At 69.2% G+C, this 19,153-nt stretch carries 12 protein-coding genes; 10 read left to right on the top strand and 2 right to left on the bottom strand.

The features are described 5' to 3' along the window. Positions 1–322: 322 nt before the first annotated feature. Positions 323–2,128, top strand: a complete 1,806-nt coding sequence (locus BJ999_RS08675) for a glycoside hydrolase family 15 protein (protein ID WP_179832809.1) — start codon at positions 323–325, stop codon at positions 2,126–2,128. A 698-nt stretch (positions 2,129–2,826) separates the two neighbouring features. On the opposite strand, the gene BJ999_RS08670 is transcribed toward BJ999_RS08675, so the two are convergent. Continuing rightward, positions 2,827–4,407, bottom strand: coding sequence for an ATP synthase subunit B family protein (locus BJ999_RS08670; protein ID WP_179832808.1), 1,581 nt, complete (start codon positions 4,405–4,407; stop codon positions 2,827–2,829). A 1,096-nt stretch (positions 4,408–5,503) separates the two neighbouring features. Between BJ999_RS08670 and BJ999_RS08665 the strand changes: the two genes are divergently transcribed. The 8 genes from BJ999_RS08665 (at position 5,504) to BJ999_RS08630 (ending at position 16,921) form a co-directional block, all read left to right on the top strand. Continuing rightward, a complete protein-coding gene (locus BJ999_RS08665; protein WP_179832807.1) occupies positions 5,504–6,325 on the top strand; it encodes a trehalose-phosphatase in 822 nt (273 codons plus the stop codon). Positions 6,326–6,511: 186 nt separating this feature from the next. Continuing rightward, a complete protein-coding gene (locus BJ999_RS08660) occupies positions 6,512–7,933 on the top strand; it encodes a CAP domain-containing protein (RefSeq protein WP_179832806.1) in 1,422 nt (473 codons plus the stop codon). 163 nt (positions 7,934–8,096) lie between these two features. Next, the gene (locus tag BJ999_RS08655) at positions 8,097–9,437 is read left to right on the top strand and encodes a hypothetical protein (RefSeq protein WP_179832805.1); all 1,341 of its coding nucleotides are present in this window, start codon (positions 8,097–8,099) and stop codon (positions 9,435–9,437) included. A gap of 197 nt (positions 9,438–9,634) precedes the next feature. Next, positions 9,635–10,309 carry a hypothetical protein gene (locus BJ999_RS08650; RefSeq protein WP_179832804.1) on the top strand — a complete coding sequence of 225 codons (675 nt, stop codon included), beginning with the start codon at positions 9,635–9,637 and terminating at the stop codon, positions 10,307–10,309. A 390-nt stretch (positions 10,310–10,699) separates the two neighbouring features. Beyond that, entirely contained in the window at positions 10,700–11,620 is a 921-nt protein-coding gene (locus BJ999_RS08645) for a DMT family transporter (protein ID WP_179832803.1), read from the top strand. Positions 11,621–12,098: 478 nt separating this feature from the next. Beyond that, positions 12,099–13,553 carry a hypothetical protein gene (locus BJ999_RS08640; RefSeq protein WP_179832802.1) on the top strand — a complete coding sequence of 485 codons (1,455 nt, stop codon included), beginning with the start codon at positions 12,099–12,101 and terminating at the stop codon, positions 13,551–13,553. A gap of 218 nt (positions 13,554–13,771) precedes the next feature. Next, complete coding sequence (locus BJ999_RS08635; protein ID WP_179832801.1) at positions 13,772–15,238, top strand: hypothetical protein; 1,467 nt, start codon at positions 13,772–13,774, stop codon at positions 15,236–15,238. A 306-nt stretch (positions 15,239–15,544) separates the two neighbouring features. Continuing rightward, entirely contained in the window at positions 15,545–16,921 is a 1,377-nt protein-coding gene (locus BJ999_RS08630) for a hypothetical protein (RefSeq protein WP_179832800.1), read from the top strand. A 186-nt stretch (positions 16,922–17,107) separates the two neighbouring features. Here the strand turns inward: BJ999_RS08630 and BJ999_RS08625 are convergent, their stop codons facing one another. After that, on the bottom strand, positions 17,108–17,635 hold the full coding sequence (locus BJ999_RS08625; RefSeq protein ID WP_179832799.1) for a DUF4262 domain-containing protein: 528 nt from the start codon (positions 17,633–17,635) through the stop codon (positions 17,108–17,110). 181 nt (positions 17,636–17,816) lie between these two features. On the opposite strand from BJ999_RS08625, the gene BJ999_RS41260 reads away from it, so the two are divergent. Further along, positions 17,817–19,145 (top strand): J domain-containing protein, encoded by a 1,329-nt coding sequence (locus tag BJ999_RS41260; RefSeq protein WP_218934990.1) that lies wholly within the window; start codon positions 17,817–17,819, stop codon positions 19,143–19,145. Positions 19,146–19,153 lie beyond the last annotated feature (8 nt).

The raw sequence follows: 19,153 nt of genomic DNA, 5'->3' as shown, positions 1-19,153 counted from the left end.
CGTTTTCATCGTCACGTCCCGTGACCGGACCATCGCGCCCGGAGGGGAGACAACTCCCGTTCAGACGGCGTCCGACAGCGGACCGCACAGCGGCCGCCGAGAGGGCCGTCCGCACCCGATACCACAATCAGGCGACACTTCCGTATTGGCTATTGACTGCACGGCTGATTGCCGACTCACCACATCCGCCCCCCGCCCGCAAGTCGCCGTGCTTGCGTTTCCAGAATATTTCGGCACTGTTAAAGGTGTCCGGCAACGCCGGACCCGTCCGCGGCTCTAGGAGCCGCGGGTGGAACGTTCAAAGCACAAGGAGGAAGGACTCATGTTCAAGAGTCCGCAACACACTCGAAGCGGGTTCCCCCGCATCGAGGCCCTCGGATACGTGTCCGACGGCGAAACCTGCCTTCTCGCGGAGGGCGGCGACATCCACTGGATGTGCCTTCCCGAGATGGACGGGCCCAGCGTGTTCTCGGGTCTCCTCGGAGGCGCGGGGCACTTCTTCGTGGGCCTCAACGACGGCGCCAGGCCGGTCGCCCAGCGCAACGTCAGCAGGTCCCTCGGGATCGAGACGACGTGGGAGACCCCGGCTGGGGGACGCCTCGTCGTCACCGACGTCCTCGTGATGGTGCCGGGTTCCGGTGCCCGTCGAACCCTGGTGCGCCTCGCCCGGTGCACCAAGGGGCAGGTCCAGGTCACGGCCGACCTCAAAATGGTCTTCGACTACGGGCGCGAGCCCGCCAAGTGGGACCGGTCCGTCGCGCGGTCGCGCGACGGTCTCGAGGTCAGGCTGACCACCGACCTGCGCCGCCGCGGCGTGTTCAGCGGCGACGGGCTCAAGGAGCGTCGAACCCTCCAGCAGGGGGACGGCGCCTTCATCTCCCTCGCCTGGGGCGACGACGCGCCTCCGAAGAACTACCAGGAGGCCGAGCGCCTGGTGAAGGAGACCGCCACGTACTGGCGGTCGTGGCTCGACAGCGGCGACCTCCCGGACCACGAGTTCGGGGACCTCATCGCCCGGAGCGCACTGGTCCTCCGGGGCCTGTGCAACCCGAGCGGTGCGATCGCGGCCGCCGCGACGACCTCCCTCCCGGAGACGCCGGGCGGGGTGAGGAACTGGGACTACCGGTACTTCTGGGGTCGTGACGGCGCCATGACCGCGATGGCGCTGTTCGAGTACGGCTTCCGCGAGCCGGCGGACCGCCTCGTGCGGTTCCTCGAGCGTCTCCCCGAGGAGGACGTGCAGATCATGTACGGCCTTCGCGGGCAGACGCGCCTGGTGGAGGAGACCCTCACGCACCTGTCCGGGTACGAGGGCGCTGCTCCGGTGCACATCGGCAACGGTGCGTACAACCAGGTCCAGAACGACATCTGGGGTCAGCTCCTGGAGCTGATCTACAAGACGCAGCGAGGCCGGCTGACCGCCCGAACCTGGCGGCTGGTCGTGCGGCTCGTCCAGGGTGCCCTCAAGGCCTGGGGGCAGCCGGACCGCGGGATCTGGGAGGTCCGGGGCGTGCCCCGGCGCTTCACCAGCTCCGAGCTGTACCTGTGGGTCGCGCTGGACCGAGGCAGCAAGCTCGCCGAGGACCGGGGCGACACCGACCGGGCCCGGGAGTGGGCCAAGGCCGCTCAGGAGATCCGCAAGGAGATCCTGGAGGGTGTCGGCGAAGACGGTGTCTTCACCGCCTCCGCCGGCTCCCCGGAGCTCGACGCCTCGTGCCTCCTGATCCCCCTGCTCGGCTTCCTGCCGGGCGACGACTGGCGCGTGCGGAAGACCGTGCACGCCATCGCGGAGGGTCTGGAGTACAAGGGCATGCTCCGGCGGTACAACGCCGAGGAGTACGGCGACGGTCTGCCGGGCGAGGAGATGGCGTTCGTCATCACCGCGTTCTGGCTGGTCGAGTCGTTCATCGCCATCGGCGAGGTCGGGCGCGCCGAGGTGCTCTTCCGCAAGGTCACCGGGTACGTCGGTCCCCTCGGCCTCCTGGCCGAAGAGATCGACCCCGGGTCCGACGCCGAGTCCGACGCCGAGTCCACGGGGTGGAGGCAGTACGGGAACCAGGTTCAGGCCTTCTCCCACCTCGGCCTGCTCAAGGCCGCCAGGGCTCTGATCAAGGCCGGAAGGTCGTGATCGGGCTCAAGCGGCTGTAACACCGGGATGCGGTCGGTAACGGCCGCTCCCACCAGAGGGTGGCCGGCAACGGCCGCCCTCACCCGGCCCGCGTCTCCTGGACGCGGGCCGGTTTTTTGCGTCCGATCACTTCTCCCCCGCCGAAGAGAGGGGCCCCAAGCCCGGCTCCGGAAAAGAGAAACGGCCGGTCTGGCAAGGACCGGCCGTAAAGGTGATGGCCGTCCGGGGTTGCCCCCGGACGACCATCGAGAAGCGGAGTGGAGTGGCGCTCCCTTCCGCTCGGTGCTGAGGTCGGAGGCGGCCAGCCTCCGACCCTCGCGTGAGGTTCCGTGCCGCACTCGGCTCGGACACTTAGGGTTCGTCGGATTCGACGGAGGGTTGGCCGACCCTCGTCTCATCCGACTACACCGAAGTGCCCGCCTAGGCGGACGCCACAGTTTCGCCAGATGCGAAGGGAGGGTTGGCCGACCCTCACCTCGCACCCGACTACGCCGTGACGCCCGCCGAGGCCGACGCTGCGGTTCACCGAGATGCAGAGGAGGGTTTGGCCGGACCCTCGCTCCACACTCGGTTGAACCGCGGCATCTGCCGAGGCCGACACCACGTTTCGCCGAACGCGAAGGGAGGGTTGGCCGGCCCTCACCTCGCATCCGCCTACACGCGGTGCCGGTTAAGGCCGGAACTTTTGAACGACAGCTCTACTCGGCGCTCTGAGCGCCGGTCGAGCTCCCGTAGGACACCCGCTCGATGCGGTAGTTCCCGTCGGGGTCGGCCTGCACGGCCTCGCCGTCCCGGAACTGGAACTCACGGCCGCCACACGTGACGGTGCCGCGAGCCACCCGGTCGCCCCTGAAGCGCCCGTCGCTGCCGACGGTCGCTCCGTGGACGCCCTTGCCCTCGATCACGAGGCCGTCGCCGGTCTCGACGGTGAGCCCGCCGGCGAAGCCGAGACGGATCTCCCCGTCCGGCGTGCCGACCAGCCCGGTGGCCTCGACGTACTCGACCGACTTGACGCCGTTGGCGGCGGGGGGCTGTGCCTCCGCCTTCAGGGCGTCCAGTTCGGCCTGGAGCCGCTCACGCTGGGCGATCTCCTCGCGCAGCTTGACGTCCACCTCGTTGAACTGGCTGACCGCCGTGTCACGTGCGGTGGTCGCCGCACGCGCCTGGCGGTTGGCCTCGTCACGAGCGTCGATCGCGTTCCCGCGATCGGTGTTCGCCGACTCGACCTCGCGCCATGCGATCGCCAGCTCGTTCTCCCTCTGGGCGAGCCGGGCCTCCCACTTGGCACGGGTCGAGGCGTCGAGCCCCGCCCCGAGAGCGGCGAGGACGACCACTCCGATGCCGACCCACTGAGCGGAGTCGAGCGTCGGGGGGTTGACCCAGCCGAAGGAGGCCAGCATGAGCGCCGCGAGGGCACCCCACACGGGGGCCGTCGAGGTGAGCATCGCCTGACCGCCCTCGTCCAGCCGGTTGCGCGCCCAGTTCATCCCCAGGACGGGGAGGACCATGACCGTCGCCGGGATCGCCAGGTACAGGATCCACAGCGGCAGCGGCGCACCCTCGAACTTGTCCGGGGTGGGCAGTGCGTCCTTCCACCCGGCGTAGCCCAGGATGAGGAAGAACGTGATGCCGTTGGCCAGCGTCATGCCGATGTCCCGGTAGCGCTGGCTCAGCTGCTTGTTCGTCTCGGCGTCGAAGGCCTCGGTGCCGAAGGCCGTCAGTGCCTTCTGCACCATGAACATGTGCAGACCGACGACCGCCGCCCACACGAGGCCGGCGAGTTCGATGTGCCCGTCGCTGCTGAACAGAGCGACGGCGAACACGACGCCGCCGAGCAGAACGACCCTCATGACGAGCTGGTTCCAGTGGCGGTTCACCACGTAGACCGTGACGCCCGCCAGGAGCGTGCCCAGCGTCATGATGGCGGTACGGGGCCCGGTGCCGATGCTTCGATCGGCCTCGGCGATCCCGATGTTGATGCCCAGGCTGGTGAGCCCGATCACGACGACGAAGACCCATCGCAGGATCGCCGCGTCGACGGTGAAACCGCCGCCCAGCGACTCGAAGATCCTCGTCCTCTCCTCCCCACGGGTCCCCATGCGGAGCATCGAGAGCCCGTGCTTGCGGTACGTCCAGGCCGAGTAGGCACCCAGGAAGGGCGCCCCGACCAGGACGATGAGGGCGGCGCTCGCCAGGGCGACCGTGGCCGACGTGGTGAGAGCGCCTCCCACCCCCTGGGAGAACATGCTGCCGAGCAGAACGAGGCTCGGGATCAGCACGATGATGGCACCCCCCCAGCGGGAGGCACCGCGGTTGGTTCCAACCGCAGCAGTTTCGATGGACACGAAGGTCCCTCCTTTTGCATCCCACCCGGCCCTAGACCGGAGTGGTTGTTGTGTCTCGCCTGCCCCTGAGGGGTCGAGGCGAGCCGACTGTCGAGTCGGCACCGTTAACCGTCCTGAAACACGGCGCGATGGCAACTCGGAAGTTCATCGCGAAACCGGCACAAGGCGGTGGGCCCGGAGTACCGGGCAGGGGTGCGCCGGCACGCTCACCCGCCGGATCCGCTCCGACTTCGCCCGTCCGGGCGAGCGGGTTCCCAGGTGACCTGTCCGACCGGGCGGCCCGGCGACTGCGCGACACAAGAGTGCGCAGGCATTGCGACGGTGCGTGAAGTCAGACCACTCTCCGACTTCTCAATCCGGCCATGGCCGGCCAAAAAAGTGCCGGTCGCCTCTAGGCAGAGACGACCGGCGATTTAAGAAAAGAAACAAAAATAAAAAAATTTGCTAGCCGACGAGGTCGACCGGCACGTGCTTGACAGGGTCAGCTCTGCTTCACCGCCCCGCACGTACCGCAGAGCCACATGCTCCCGCCCTGGTTACCGGGCTTGAACATCTGGCCGCCGCACACCTTGCCGTTGACAACGTTGGTGCAGGTCATAGGGAATACACCCCTTTTGTTTTTGTGCGCGCCCGCGAAATCGGTGGCCGCGGACGATCACGCCCCTTGGTCGTGACACACAGAACCGTCCCTCCTCCTCACCATTCGCAACCATGTGTGAGGTTGATCACAGGAGAGATGGGATGATTGAAAAATACGCCGTATCACTTTGAAAAAGGCGTCACGCCGGCCAGCGGTCCCGGCGGTCGGCCCGACCACCGCCCGTGGGCGCTCCGGCCCGGGCACGGTCCGTGGAGCCTGCTTCCGCCCGGCCGCTCGGCGGTACGGGGAGGCCCGGATCCCTCACTTGCGTCTCTCACCTGGTCAGGGACGGTCTCAGGCAAGAGGGTCCTGGCTTGACCAGGAACCCTCTCACCGGAGTGGCGAGCAAGACGAGGTCGCCACGCACCAAACAAAAGGAGCGAACAGCTCATGCACGCAGATAACAACCACGTGCTCACCTTCGTGTCGGAGGCGGGCAAGAAGGCCTGGGAGGCCTTCGCGGAGAACCCCGAGCGGGCCGTCATCATGCTGGACGGGGACGGGACGATGTGGAAGGTCGTCAAGTTCCCGACCATGCCGACCGTCGACGGCCGGTACCGCCCGGTGCTCGACAGGCTCGTCGCCCAGACCGGCGCCACGGGCATGCTCACCGGACGATCGGTCGGGCAGGTCCAGAGCTTCGGTCTCCTCGGTGAGGGGCTGCACGTGCTCGGCCAGTTCGGGTGCGAGTGGTACCACCACGGCCGGCTCACCCAGCCGGTCGATCGCCCGGCCACGCTGTCCGTGGTCGACGCGAAGCTGTCCGAAGTGCTGGCGGCGGCCGGTCTGGCCGACGCGAGCATCGAGGGCGTGAAGTCGCACTTCCGCGCCGTCCACTACGAGGCCGGCACGGACCCCGACACGGTCGCCGGGCTGGTCGCCGGCCTCACGCACCTGGCCGACGAAACCGGCCTGGTGTGCCTGCCCGGTCACAACGTGATCGAGCTCGGCCCGAAGGTCAACAAGAGGGACGCCCTCGCCTGGTTCGTCGCCGCCCTCCCGTGGGAGCCCTCCGTGGTCCTCTACGCGGGCGACAGCGAGCCGGACCTGGCGGCCTTCGACGTCCTCGACGCGCTGAGGGCCAAGGGCGTCCCCACCCTCAAGGTGGGCACGTCCGACAACGCCGCTGTGAAGGCACGGTCCGACCTGCTCGTGGACGGCCCCCTGGGCACGCTCGCGATGCTGATGAGGCTGTGCAACCTCACTCGGTGACAAGCGCGCCGTAGTCGCTGACTGCGGCGCGACCACCCCACCCGTGGCCCCTGGAGCGATCCAGGGGCCACACCTCGTGCGGGCCGTCGAGGCGCCCTCCCGGTTCCCTTGCCGTCGCGAGACGCCCTCGTACGGTCCTTGACGAGCGCTTGTGTTCGGTCGGCGCGGTGAGGACGGGGGTAGGCGATGCGCGAGCTGGTTGCCGGTGGGAACCTTCCGCTGCCCGGCGGGGCCGTCTCGATCGAGGTGCCGGGGCCGTTCGACCTGTCCGCGTTGATCACCGGCGACGACCGGAAGGTGAGCGGCGACCAGGACTTCGTCTTCTACAACCAGCCCTCCGCTCCCGGTGCCCGTCTGGGGGCCGGAGCCGTCATGGTGGATCCGCCGCGGCTGCGGGCCGGCGCCAGCCGCGTCACGGTGGTCATCAGCGCGGCCGATGCCGGGACCCCGCTGAGCCGCCTGCCCGCCCCCGTGCTGCGGGCCGTCGGGAGCAACGGCGCGGTGGTGGCCCGGTTCAGCCCGCCGCGTCCGGCGACGGAGACCGTCCTGCTGCTCGTGGAGATCTACCGGCGCGGAGACCGGTGGAAGCTGCGCGCCATCGGCCAGGGGTACGCCGACGGCCTGGCCGGGCTCGCCCGCGACTTCGGCGTCGACGTCACCGACGACGGCTCCCAGGCCCCTCCCCCGACCATGCCGCCCATGCCTCCGACCATGCCGCCCATGCCTCCGGCCATGCCGCCCATGCCTCCGGCCGCGCCGCCGCCGGCCGCACCGCCTCCCCCGCCCGCCGTGTCCCGTCCGGCCCGGCCGCCGGTCTCCGTCCGGCATCTGAAGTCCTTCGCCCGCGAGGTCGGCTCCCGGCGGGCCCGGAACGGGCTGCCGCCCGTCAACCTGGACGGCCGGCTCACCGCGGCCGCGCAGGCGCACGCCGCCGTCATGGCCGCGCAGCGCCGGCTGGACGCCGACGGACCGGACGGCATGTCGGTCTTCGACCACGTCACCCTGCACGGTTACGTGTACCTGACCGTCGACGAGCAGTTCGTGTCCGGCCCGCGCTCGCTGGAGGAGTTCACCCGGTACCACCTGGACGGCGGGCAGCCGGTGGACGCCCTGCGCAACGGGGAGCTCTGCGACGTCGGCATCGGCCACGCCGCCGGGAGGGGCCGCGACCGCGACCTCTACTGGACGATCCTGTGGGCGACGCCGTTCTCCCCCGCCGGCCGGTCGCGCTTCGCCGCCGAGGTCGTCTCGCTCACCAACGCCCACCGCGCCGCCCACGGCCTCCGGCCGCTCGCCGACGATGCGACCCTGACCGTCGCCGCCCAGGCGTACAGCGAGGACATGGTCGCCCGCCGCTTCTACTCCCACACCTCCCCCGAGGGAACGCAGCCCTGGGACCGCGCCCGCGCCGCAGGTTCCACGCATCTCGGCATCGGCGAGAACATCGCCTGCGGCCAGCGCTCCCCCGCCGAGGTCGTCCAGGGCTGGATGGACAGCCCTGGACACCGCGCCAACATCCTCAAGTCCGACTTCACCCACATAGGGGTCGGCTTCCAGGGGGGCGGCAAGGCGGGCACCTACTGGACGCAACTCTTCGGCTCCGTGTAAGCGGGACGCGCATCGCGTTCCCGCCCGGTGACGGTCTTACGGCCTGACGGCGTTGCCAGACGCCGCGAGCGCGGCACGGTCACCCTTGCCCGGTCCTCGGACCGGGCCGTCCGCACGAAGCGTGCGGGCGGGCGACAACAATCGAAAGAAGGAGGGATGACGTATGTCATTCCCGATCAGGCGGCTCCTCGCGGAGTCCAGCGGCCAGCGGGTACCGGAGGTCCCGCAGGTCCTCAAGCCGGTCGAATTGTCGGCGGGCGAAAGCCTCGCCGGCCTGCGGCGCGAGGTCGGCGGACCACGCCGGCCGCTGCGGGGCGCCTCGCGTGAGGCGTGCCGCCGGCTGGATGCCGTCGTGGACGGGCTCGACCTGCACGGCATGTTCGCCAAGCAGGAGGCCGTCGTCGACACCACCGCCGGTCCTGACGGTCTCGCCTACGCGGGGTACCGCAACGGCGAGGAGACGGACCACTGGTGGATCGGAGGCGACCTGGAACACGCGTTCGGGGGCGCCGCACCCAAGGTCATCACGCTCCTCGTGGGCGCCGGCAACCTGCGTGGCAGGCGCCGTCCGGTCGCACGGACGGAGAAGCGCGAGTTCCCGCTGGAGCTGCTGACGTCCGAACGGTTCCTGCGGTCGATGAACGAGCCCATCACGTCCATCGGCTTCGGGGCCGACGGGCACCAGCTCGGGACGCGGGAGTCGTTCTGGCTCCTCGCCGGCAGTGTGGCGAAGCTGGTTCGCGCCCTGCCCGGAGACGGGCCCAAGGTGCGAGTCGTGTTCCGCGTTCCCGCCGAGGAGTACTGGCTTCCGTTGCTCCCCGCGCTGCAGGAGGAGATCGCCTCCCCCGAGCTGTGCGGCAGGTGGTTCGCGAAGACGAGGCGAGACCGCGACCTCTTCGTGCAGGGGTTCACCGGAATCCTCGACAAGATGCTGGGCGAGTACCGGAACCGTGTGACGGTTCTCGCCTGCGACGCACTTGACCACCTCGGGAACCGGCTCGTAGGAGCCGTCGCCCGGGGTGAGCAGCCGATGGTGTCCGACCTCCACGGCGAGCTGCGCGAAACGGACGAGCTCTGGAAGTTCGTCCTGTCTCCGCACCACCAGGAGGCGGTCCGCCGCGAGCTTGTCGCCGAGCGGCGGTTCGCGCCGGAAGATCCTCCCCGTCTGGACGGCCTCACCGGGCTCGTCAACGCGACCGACGTCGTCGACCTGCTGAAGTACGGCAGCGGCGGCCCGGCCATCGTGGTCGACGAGGCGAACGCCGCGCGGCGCATGCTCGGCCTGGCCGAGCGCTTCGCGCAGCGCCACCCGGACGGGGCGGCCCGGATGGCGGGGATCGGTCCGCTGGGCAAGATCCTCGGCGGGTCGTGGGGACCGGGTGGTCCCTTCGCCCAGTTCCGGGGAGACTCCGGCCACCTGGTCGTCCTCGACCCCGTCGACTCCTCCAGGGGCCAGCGGGTGCCGACCGGCGACCTGTTCAGTGAGCTCTACTTCGTGCGGTGACCGCACCGGAGTGAGCCCGATCCCGGTGCCCCGGTGGGGGCGGCTTCGCGCCGTCCCCGCCGGGGCACTTTTGCGTGCGCCACGCGGATCGCCTCGGCACCGCGGTTGCCGTTCCCTGTCCGCTTGGCACGGTCGTCACTGCCTACCGAGTCCTCGGGACCGGCAGATCCCGCCAAAAACGAAACAGGGAGACGAACGTGTCTACAACCCGATCCAGCAGGACTCCCAACGTTCGAGTCCTGTTCACCGCACTCGCGTGGCTCATCGTCATCGCGACCGTGTTCAGCGTCTCGGCGGCGCTGTCCAAGGGAAGCACGAACAACGCCACGGGACTGATCACGGCGGCGACCAACGTCACCGCCTTGCTCTTCCTGATGGCCCTACGCTGCCCGTGGCTCCGCGACCACGCGGGTGTCCACCGGGCCGGCGCCCCCGAGCTCCTCGCGAGCTGGACGATGTACCGCAAGGAGATCCTCCGCATCGCGATCTACCCCACCATCGGCAACCTGATGATGCTGTTCGCGTCCGACCTGAGCCTGTACCTGCTCGTGGCCAGGTCGGGGGAGAACAAGTTCGGCGACGCGCTGTTCGTTCCGCTCTTCGCCGGAGTGGCCGTCTGGCTCTACGCCCTGACCGCGAAGGCGATCCGGTCCATGCAGCGCAAGGCGAAGAGCGGCGCCGCCCACCACCCTGTGCTGGGCGTCGTGCTCGGGAGCCTGCTCACCGTCGTCATCAGCCTGCTGGGCGTGCTCTTCATGGCCCTGGCCGGGGCCCTGACCTGGCAGGTCCTCCTCCCCTGCGCCATCGCGGGGGCCACCACGTTCGCCGCCGCGCTGATCACCCTCGGGGCGGTCTCCACGGCGAAGAACTGACCGAACGCGCTGCGAGGCGCACCCAACGAACCCAGGCGGGGAGGAGCCATCCTCCCCGCCATCTTCGTTTCTCCGCCGATCCGGGACCTCAGGTCGCCCGTCGGGCGGTTTCAGAGATGCCCACCTCATTGCATCTTTCGAGTGACTCGGCACTGTCTTCCCTAACTGGCTCCTGAAGTCAGTCGCTGTCCTGGCCGCGTGCGGCCGGGATGTATCCGAGGTTCCCCAGGAACCGACGATGCGTCCTGGCCGATCGGTCATGGACGCATGGCGGTTCCTCGGAACCACCACCTGCGCCCCGGCTCAGCCGGGGCGCCACGCAAAGAGGGGTCCCTTATGTCAGGGGAAGCAGTTTCTCGCAGCCTCCGTTTGGTAGGCGGCGGGCTGATCGTGCTCGAACTCGCGATCCAGCAGGCAGGGTTCGCGGTGAGCAGCCGCATCGACCCGCTGGCGGCGGCGCTGTGGATGGCCATCTTCGGCAGCCTGCTGCTCGTCGGGTACGTGCGCGCCCAGGGAAGTCTCGGTGTCAGGGAGTTCGGTGCCGCAATGTGGGTGCCGGTCGTCCGAACCGCCTTCTCGAACAGCGTGATCGGGGTGGCTTACGTCATCGCGGTCGCCAAGCTCGGCCTCGGCGTGACCGCCGCGATCGTGGCCCTCGGGCCGCTGTCCGTCGGGTTCTGGGGCATCCTCGGAAGCCTCAGGAACAAGGAGCGCCCGGTCCGGGTCTGGGCCCGGGAGCAACTCGCGCTGCGGGTCGCGGCGTTCGGCGGTGTCGTGATGGTCAACCAGCCGTGGAAGTGGCTGGACGACTTCAGCACCGACATGCTGATCGGCCTGGTCGCCGCTGTCGCTTCGGCCGTGTGCTTCTGGAACTACATCCAGTGCGTCTTCGGCAAGATGGACGAGACGAAGACCAAGGGAGGGCTGGCCGTCGCCAACTTCCTGTCGGTCCCCCTCACCGTCTTCGCCGTCTGGCTCACCGGGAAGTACATGGGCGGCGGCCTGCAGGTGGCGTTCTCCACCGAGGTCATCGTCACCGGGCTGGTGGCCGGTGTGCTCGCGCTCACCATCCCCGCCCTCCTGCAAGACCTCGCCACCGGCAAGGTGAGCGAACGGGTGACGGGTGTCCTGTACCTCCTGGACTCCCCGATCGCCGCGCTCCTCGGCGCCGCGGGCGTGTTCTTCGGACTCCTGTCCGAGAACCAGGCCTCGGACATCTGGGTCTGGAGCGGGATCGCGATCGTGGTCCTCGCGGCACTGCGCGTCACACTGAAGGGCGACCAGCCCGCCGGCGTGAAGCCCAGCGCCTGATGTGGGCGGCGGCCGTCTGACGGCCGCCGCCCCACCCCGGAGGCGGGAACGGAGCACTGCTCCGTTCCCGCCTCTTCTCGTCATCCCCTCGGCGGCCGGCTCCGCCGTTTCTTATTTGTTTCGCCGTTGACATGATCGTCGATTGCTTTCAGTCACTCATCATGTAACCCCTTTCACATGGTGCTTTGGAGTGGTCCCGGTTGCTGAACCGGATCCGTTCCGCACTGTCTTCATCGAGCGGTTCAAAATGAGCCGCGCCATCCCGGCCAGGCCGGGGTGTGCACAAACAAGAGGGGAGCCTAAATTGGCTACCGCAACCCACCTTCTGGTGGGCGAGGGTCCCGAGGGGACCGTCTCGCCGGCCAGTCACATCGCACTGCCGGAAGGCGTGCGGACTCAGACCCCCCTTGCTGAGGGTCTCCTCCATGTGGGGAGTGCCGAGAAGGTTCGGCAGCCCTACGGCAAGCCGGCACGGAGCGTGATCGCGAAGGCGACCGACCTGGTCGGGTTCCTCGGCCTCGCGGCCAGGGTCCGTGGCGACGCCATCTGTGACCTCAACGTGTACGAGGACGGCCGCCAGGTCGTCCGGGCATACGCCGGGGTCGAGATGGACGGAGCCGTCGAGTTCCTGCAGACCCGGGGCAGCGTCCCCGGTGTCCGCGCGGCCAGGCTGGAGCGCCTCATCCGGTACGGCGACTCGGTCGACATCGAGCGTCTCGACCGGATCGAGGGACTTCGGCAGCTCAACCGCAGCACCGTGTCCGCTCTCGCCAGGAAGCCCCTCGGCGAGCTGACCGACAAGGAGCGGGTCAAGCTGGGCCGCCAGACGCAGGTCGATGCGACCGAGCTCGCGCACCTGGCGGAATCGAGTGGGGAACTGAGTCTCGCCGATCTCAAGGAGCTCGTCGAACTCAAGGAACTCAGCCGGCTGAGGAAGGTCACCTTCGTCCTCGGCGGCTGCCTGTTCGACGTGAACTCCGCGGTCGTGCACACCACGACCGGCACCTTCGACATGGTGGGGCTCGCGCACACCGCGGACCTCTCGACGAGGGTGCAGCGAATCGAGACCGTGGCCGAGTCCTCGTTCTACGAGGAGGAGACGCCGGCCCGTCTGGGGCGGCTCACGATCCTGTTCGCTACGGCCCTGCTCCGGCTCAACCCGGAGCTGGAAGTCGAACTGGTCGTCGACGTGCCGTCGGCGGAGTACACGCTCTACCCGTACGAAGGTGCGGTGAGCGGGCACATCACGCCCGAGCAGTGCGTCGAGTGGTTCCCGAAGGTCGAGGACCGCAGCGAACGCGTGGAGGGCTCTTTCCAGAGGGCGCTCGGCGAACTGCTGCACGACAGCCGTGTCAGCCTGCGCATGCCTCGCGAGCTCAAGTCGGTCGCCGGTTTCCTGAACGTGGAGATGAACGACGGCCGGACTCCCGAGTTCGAGGAGGTGCTCTCCGTACTGGAGGCTTCCGCTGACGCGGTCATGCGGCTGGCCCTCTTCCTGGTCCGGCCGGGCAACGTGCGAGCGCTGACCGGCCTGAGCTACGTCATGTCCTTGGTGCGGGGGATGCTCCGCAGCGAGTTCGTGATCGAGGTGGACAACCGCTCGGAGGCGTTCATGGCCGCCGAGGCCGAGCGCGTCATCGGGCTCATCACGCAAGCCCACCAGGCCTGGCGCGAAGGGCGTCTCGAAGAGGCGTACCCGGGCGAGGCCAAGAAGATCGCCGACCTTCTGGAGGAGATCGGCGAGGATCTGCGGGCCGGATCGCTGCTCGCGGTCTACCCGCTGGAGAAGGTCCACGTCCAGCGGGTACCGCGGGTGAACAACCCGCTGTACCGGTACGCGGTCGGCCGCACGTTCCGGCTGCCCGACGGTACCGAGGTGTCCCGCGAGGAACTCCTCGAACAGGTCTACCCGCGGCCGAAGATCACTTCGTGATCTGACGCTCGGGTGAACCGGTGCCCCGGTGGGATGGCTGTACGCCATCCCACCGGGGCATTCTGCGTCGGGCACCCAATCAGTTCGCCCTCCGCCGAGAGCCGAGCATCGAACGCGGCATTGGCCGACGGTATAGCCCGGCCATTGACACGAATCGGCCGCAGGGTCTCGACGTATCCGGTTGCCGGAACACTCGAACCCCGTACGGTCACTTCTGCGTGGCTCAACCACGTGAGTGGCTTCAGAGTCACGCCGCCCGGACTAGGTCCGGGCGACAGAACAACCAAGAAGGAGGGTTGCTCATGGCAACCGAAACTCCGGATGCCGGCGGTCTCACCCGCTGGACCACGGAGTCGGACCCGGAAGGGCCCGACTCATCCCGCATCACCCCTGTCCTGCTCACGGGAGAGGAGCCCATCCGGATCACACCGGACTGGCTGTGGTCGCCCAGGGCGATGAAGGGTGCCTTCGGGGACCTGGACTTCGGCAAGGGCAGGACCACGGGCAAGGCACGCCGTAAGGTCGAGGACCTGGTGAGGGGTCTTCGGCTGTCGGCGGATCCGGACACCGTCGCGGACGAGAGCGTCGTCTACGAGCTCCGGCTCGCATCAGGCGGCTATCGGTACGTGCAGGGCGCCTACGCCGGGTTCAACCTCGGCAGGGCCTCCGAGCACGTGCTCATCTCCGGCGAACCGGGCATGGTTCTGGCCGACAGGCCGGAGACCGTGTCCATCGTCCTGGGCGTCTGCAACGGTTCCAACCGGGCCACGATCTCGACCAACCCCGAGGGCCGGCGGACTGGGTTCCAGTTCGGCTCGCGCGGCGCGGCTGAGAGCACGCCCGAGTTCATCACCTCGGCTGGATTCGTCCGGCCGCTCTCCTTCTACGAGGAGAACCTCGCGCGCCTGTCGGCGGTGTTCGCCGGGAACGTGATGGTCCACTCCCCGGAGAGTGTCCGGTACTCGGTCGTGGTCGATGTCCCGTGGAGGGGCTACTGGCTGTACATGTACCCGGAGTTGCAGCAGGGGCAGGCATCCGCCCGCGCCTACGACCGGTGGCGCGAGGAAGTCACCCGGCGATCCCGTCTCTTGACGGACCACATCACGAACCTCCTTCGGGAGGTCCTCGGCGAGCGGTCCGGCGAGACGGAGATCATCTACCGGGACGAACTCGCCCCGCTCGACGGGATCCTCGCGGACATGGGGCCGGGGCGTGTCCCGGACCTCCAGGTCCTCGTGGACACGATGCGGAACTCCGGGGACGAGCTCTGGAACCTGATCTTGGATCCGGGAGTCCGGAGCCTCGTGAAGGCCAGGGACAGTTTCCTCGATCCGGAGATCCACTCGGTTCAGGAGCTGTGCCGGGCCTCCTACGCGGTGGCGGTGCTCCGGCGAATGCTCGCCGGCACCGTCATGTCGGTCAACGACTACGTGGAGATCCCCATCGAGCAGTCCGTGCAGCCGTGGACCAAGGTCCTCGTCGAGCACGGAAAGCTCGCGTTCCGCGGCACGTCGTTCGCCGTCTACCCCTTCTCGCATTTCGTTCCCCAAGAAGAGGGGGCGATCCTGTACCACAGGGACCCGGGACGGATCGTGACGGTCAACGACCGGAGCGGCATCTCGGGCTTCGACCACGGAGAGTGGGTCGACCCGGTCGACCTGCTCCCGAGGAGCTACCTGTGGTAGCCGCCTAGCGGCCTCCGAAGGGAACAACGGTCTCCGGCGGAACGGTCACGGCCGTTCCGCCGGTAAGACCCACGCTTCCTCCAGCCCGGGGGAAGTGAGCACACCGGTGCCCCGGTGGGAACGGCGTCAGCCGTTCCCACCGGGGCATCTCTCTTTCCGGCCCAGCGGACAGGTCTCGCCATACCAGGTTGCCGGAACGCTCGAAACCCGTACGGTCAATTCTGCGTGGCTCAGCCGCGCGAGCGGTTCCCGAAGCCGCGTCGTCCCGGATCGACCGGGGCGAGGACAAACAAAAGGAGTGATCGCGTGTTGCGCGAAGACCGAAAACTGGGGTGGCGGACGCTGTCGCGTCCGGGTGCCCTTCCCCTCATCTCCCCCGTGGAGATGCCGGCGGAGCAGCGGCAGTCGTTCGAGTTCGCTCCCGGGCGGGTGTACGTGACGGGTCTGCAGGACCTGCCGCGAAAGCCGTACGGGAAGCCGGCGCGCTCGATGCAGGCAAAGGCCGACCGCTGGTTGTCCTGGATGGGGGCGCAGGCCCTCGCCGGGGACGCCGCCATCTGCCACCACCTGGGAAACGAGGTCCGGGTCTTCACCGAGATCTCCCAGCGTGGCCGGGTCGGGTACTGGGCCCTCGCCGGTGAACTGCCCAAGCGGGTGGTCAGCACCGACAGGCGTGCCGAGCCCGAGACCGTCCCGCTGTCCGAGATCGACAAGGTCGTGATCAAGACCGGGCCCTGCCTGGTCAGTGGGCCGGGGTTCACCCTGCTCACCGCCGACGGGCCGTTCGACATGGTCCTCAGCAAGGCCACGACCGACGAGTTGGCCTCCGACGTCCACGACTTCCGGTGGACGAAGGGCCCGACCCTCTACGAGATCGAGAGCACCGCACGCCAGGCCAGTGCGATCGGCCTGATCGTTCTCGCCCTCCTGTCCGCCAACCCCGGGCTGGAGATCGAGATCGTGCTCAACATCCCGAACACCGGGTACGACCTGTACTTCCTGCCCGGAGCGCGGAAGGGGCACATCCCGAACGGGCTGTACCTCGACCTGATCTCCCTGTGGGACGGTCGGACCAGCATCGTCGAGGGCCTGTTCCGCGAGAACCTCGTCAACGAGCTCCGCGGCCAGATCACCGCGGAGCAGCGGGCCCGTCTCACGGTCCTGCCCTACGAGGAGGACCTCGACATCGTCCGGGACCTGCTCCGCGAGGAGCTGGAGACCGGGGGCCGCGTTCCGGCGCTGGAGACGCTGTTCGACCAGCAGATCCGGCACGGGGACGAGACCTGGAAGGCGATGGGGAGCACCGGTCGCCCGGTGGACGTGCACTCCGGCGCGAGCTGGGGCTACGTGCACGCCGTCCTCAAGCACTCGATGTCCAAGGACCCCTCCCGTGAGCGGGTCCTGCTGATCGGTGTCGAGAACGCCAGCGAGGGGCGGATCAAGGCCGAGGCCGACAAGATGGCCAAGGCCATCGTCGGCGGCGGCTCGGAGCTGAGTGCGGCCTACCCGGGGCTGACCTTCGACAACGTGACGATCCACCCGTACGAGGGGATCCACGCGGAGACGGAGGGCGATCCCGGATCGGGCGCGAGGCTCACCGCGCTGTACTACAACGACCCCGGCCTGCACGGGGTCCTGCCCGACGGGCAGCAGATCATCATCCCGGATCTGCTGGCCAGGTAACACCCGATGACCGTGCGCAAGTGACGGTCGGCGGGTAAGCACACCGGTGCCCCGGTGGGGACGGCTGACGCCGTTCCCACCGGGGCATCTCTCTGTTCCGGACCGGCTGCCGGATTCCGGCAGAAAAGGCGCCCCACGTCGTCGACGTGAGGCGCCTTGTTGCTCGGCGCCCGGGGTCCTGCCGGTCTATGGCAGGGCCGTCCAGGCGCATTCCGGATGATCCGGCCGTGGAATGGCCAGGTTGGGCTGGCGTTCGACGAGTTCCTCGTCGAAGCCTTCGTCGCCGGGGAAGCCCTCGGCGGCTTCGGCCCAGATGAGCTGGCGGTACTCGGGCAGCCGGCCGCAGTAGAACGCACGGGCGGTGCGCAGCAGCGGCGAGCCAGACCAGCTCTCGTGGACCCTGACGGTCTTGATCCTCAGGGACGTCAGCTCGGTGTCGACCTCGCCCAGTTTCGGCAGGTCGTACTCCATCGCGATGACGGCCCCCCGGAGTGCATCGCGGCCTTCCCGACGAGGAAGACCGCAGATCACGAATTCCGGAGAGGTGAAGTTGTGCCATTGGCCCACCGTGCAGAACCAGGCTTGCGGTTCGTTTCCGACGATCGTCCAGCAGCGCGAGAGCACCTGCCTGACGACGTCGTCGACTTCCGGATCGCCCGTCCGTTTCTCTCGGTGGATCAGACAGGCACATGATGTCCGAACGAGATCGGTCATCGGTACCGCCCCCTTCTTGTTTGTAGTGACTCACTGGAAACCGTCCGGACGGCGCCGTCCCCGACCACGCGAGCCCGTCTGCGGGAGGCCGTCGGCCGGACGGCCCACAAGGCGGCGGGATGAACGAGCCGCGGGGCGCGAACCACGGACGGTCGGGATGGAGACCGATGAATGGGATGCCATGAGGAATGACGAGCCGGACTACTACGAGCTCCTCGGCGTGGAGCGGACCGCGGAACCGGAGGAGATCACCCGGGCGTACCGCAAGGCGATGCGCGCGGTGCATCCCGACGCCAGCGGCACCTCCGGGCTGTTCCGGCTGGTCAAGACGGCCTACGACACGCTGAAGGACCCGGCGTCCCGGGCCGCGTACGACGCTCGCGGCCGGACGGCGCCGCCCGAGCCTCCTCGCTCCTCCCGGCCGGAGCCCGAACCGGCCCCTGAGCCCGGCCCGACGCCGCGGCCGGAGAGCGGGAGAGACCAGAGCGCGGGAGCAGGCCGCCCCTCCGGCACGCGACCCCCCGGTCCCTCCTTCACGAAACCGCAGGCGGCCGCACCCGCATCCGCCCCGCGCGTCCGCCCCCGGTTCGGCTCCCACTGGATCCGGGTGGCGGCCGTCGGCGTCTGGACGGTGGTGTTCCTGGCCGCGGTGTACGTGCTGTGGCCCGCCGGGCTCCCGGTCGGGTTCCTCCTCCTGCTGGTCCTCCCGCTGGTCGCGATGCCGCTCGTCGCCCTGGAGCCCACGCTGCGGTCCCTGTCCTGGCTCTGGGCCGTGTGCGCGCTGATGTTCGTCGGCGGCGCCGCGCTCGCCGCGACGGAGGCCGACGGCGACGGCTTCTGGACGCTCTGCGCCGCGCTGGCGGGGCTCGCGGCCGGGGCCGCGGGTCTGGCCGCGGCGCCGCACCTCGTCCGGAAGGGCCGCCTGCTGGACCGGCTGATCGCCCCCGACTCTCTCGACTACCAGATCTTCAACGTGCCCGGGGCGGGGCTCGACGGCAACCTCGCGCGCCAGGTGGTGGCGCGGGAGAGCGCCACCGAGATGGAGAGGCTCGTGCGGCTCGACGGGGTCCGGATCGTGCACGCGCTCACGGCGCCGCAGCCGTCGGGGCAGGGCCTGCACTATGTCGAGCACGTCGTGCTGCGGGGCGACCGGCTCGCCGTCGTCATGGCCCGCCGCTGGCCCGCCGGGACCTACGCCTGGACGGGCAAGGGCGCGATCACGACCGTCGGACGTCCGTTCCCCGGCGGCGACACCGGCATCGGCGCCGCGGTGAAGGAGATCCGCAAGGTGGTGCCGCGCGGCGTGCGGGTCCGCGGGTTCGTCGCCGTGCTTCCGGACGATCCCGTGCGGTCGTCCCGGGCGAAGTTCCCGGAGCCCGAGTACGGCGACCTGCTCGCCGGTGACCTGGAACAGGTCCGCGAACGGATCGCGGACTGGCTCGGCGAGGGCGACCCGGTCGTGGACCGGCGCGTGCTCGCCGCGCTGCTGCCCCATCTCCGCCGCCCCTGAGCGGGCCG

It is taken from the genome of Actinomadura citrea (genome assembly GCF_013409045.1).
In the GTDB taxonomy this organism is placed as follows: Bacteria; Actinomycetota; Actinomycetes; order Streptosporangiales; family Streptosporangiaceae; genus Spirillospora; species Spirillospora citrea.
This window is presented reverse-complemented; position numbering and strand designations above follow the sequence as displayed.

What these genes read in the sequence shown, in the direction of transcription:
- BJ999_RS08675 (WP_179832809.1), top strand. Translation starts at nt 323, where the DNA reads ATGTTCAAGAGTCCGCAACACACTCGAAGCGGGTTCCCCCGCATCGAG.
- BJ999_RS08665 (WP_179832807.1), top strand. Translation starts at nt 5,504, where the DNA reads ATGCACGCAGATAACAACCACGTGCTCACCTTCGTGTCGGAGGCGGGC.
- BJ999_RS08660 (WP_179832806.1), top strand. Translation starts at nt 6,512, where the DNA reads ATGCGCGAGCTGGTTGCCGGTGGGAACCTTCCGCTGCCCGGCGGGGCC.
- BJ999_RS08655 (WP_179832805.1), top strand. Translation starts at nt 8,097, where the DNA reads ATGTCATTCCCGATCAGGCGGCTCCTCGCGGAGTCCAGCGGCCAGCGG.
- BJ999_RS08625 (WP_179832799.1), bottom strand. Translation starts at nt 17,635, where the DNA reads ATGACCGATCTCGTTCGGACATCATGTGCCTGTCTGATCCACCGAGAG.
- BJ999_RS41260 (WP_218934990.1), top strand. Translation starts at nt 17,817, where the DNA reads ATGAGGAATGACGAGCCGGACTACTACGAGCTCCTCGGCGTGGAGCGG.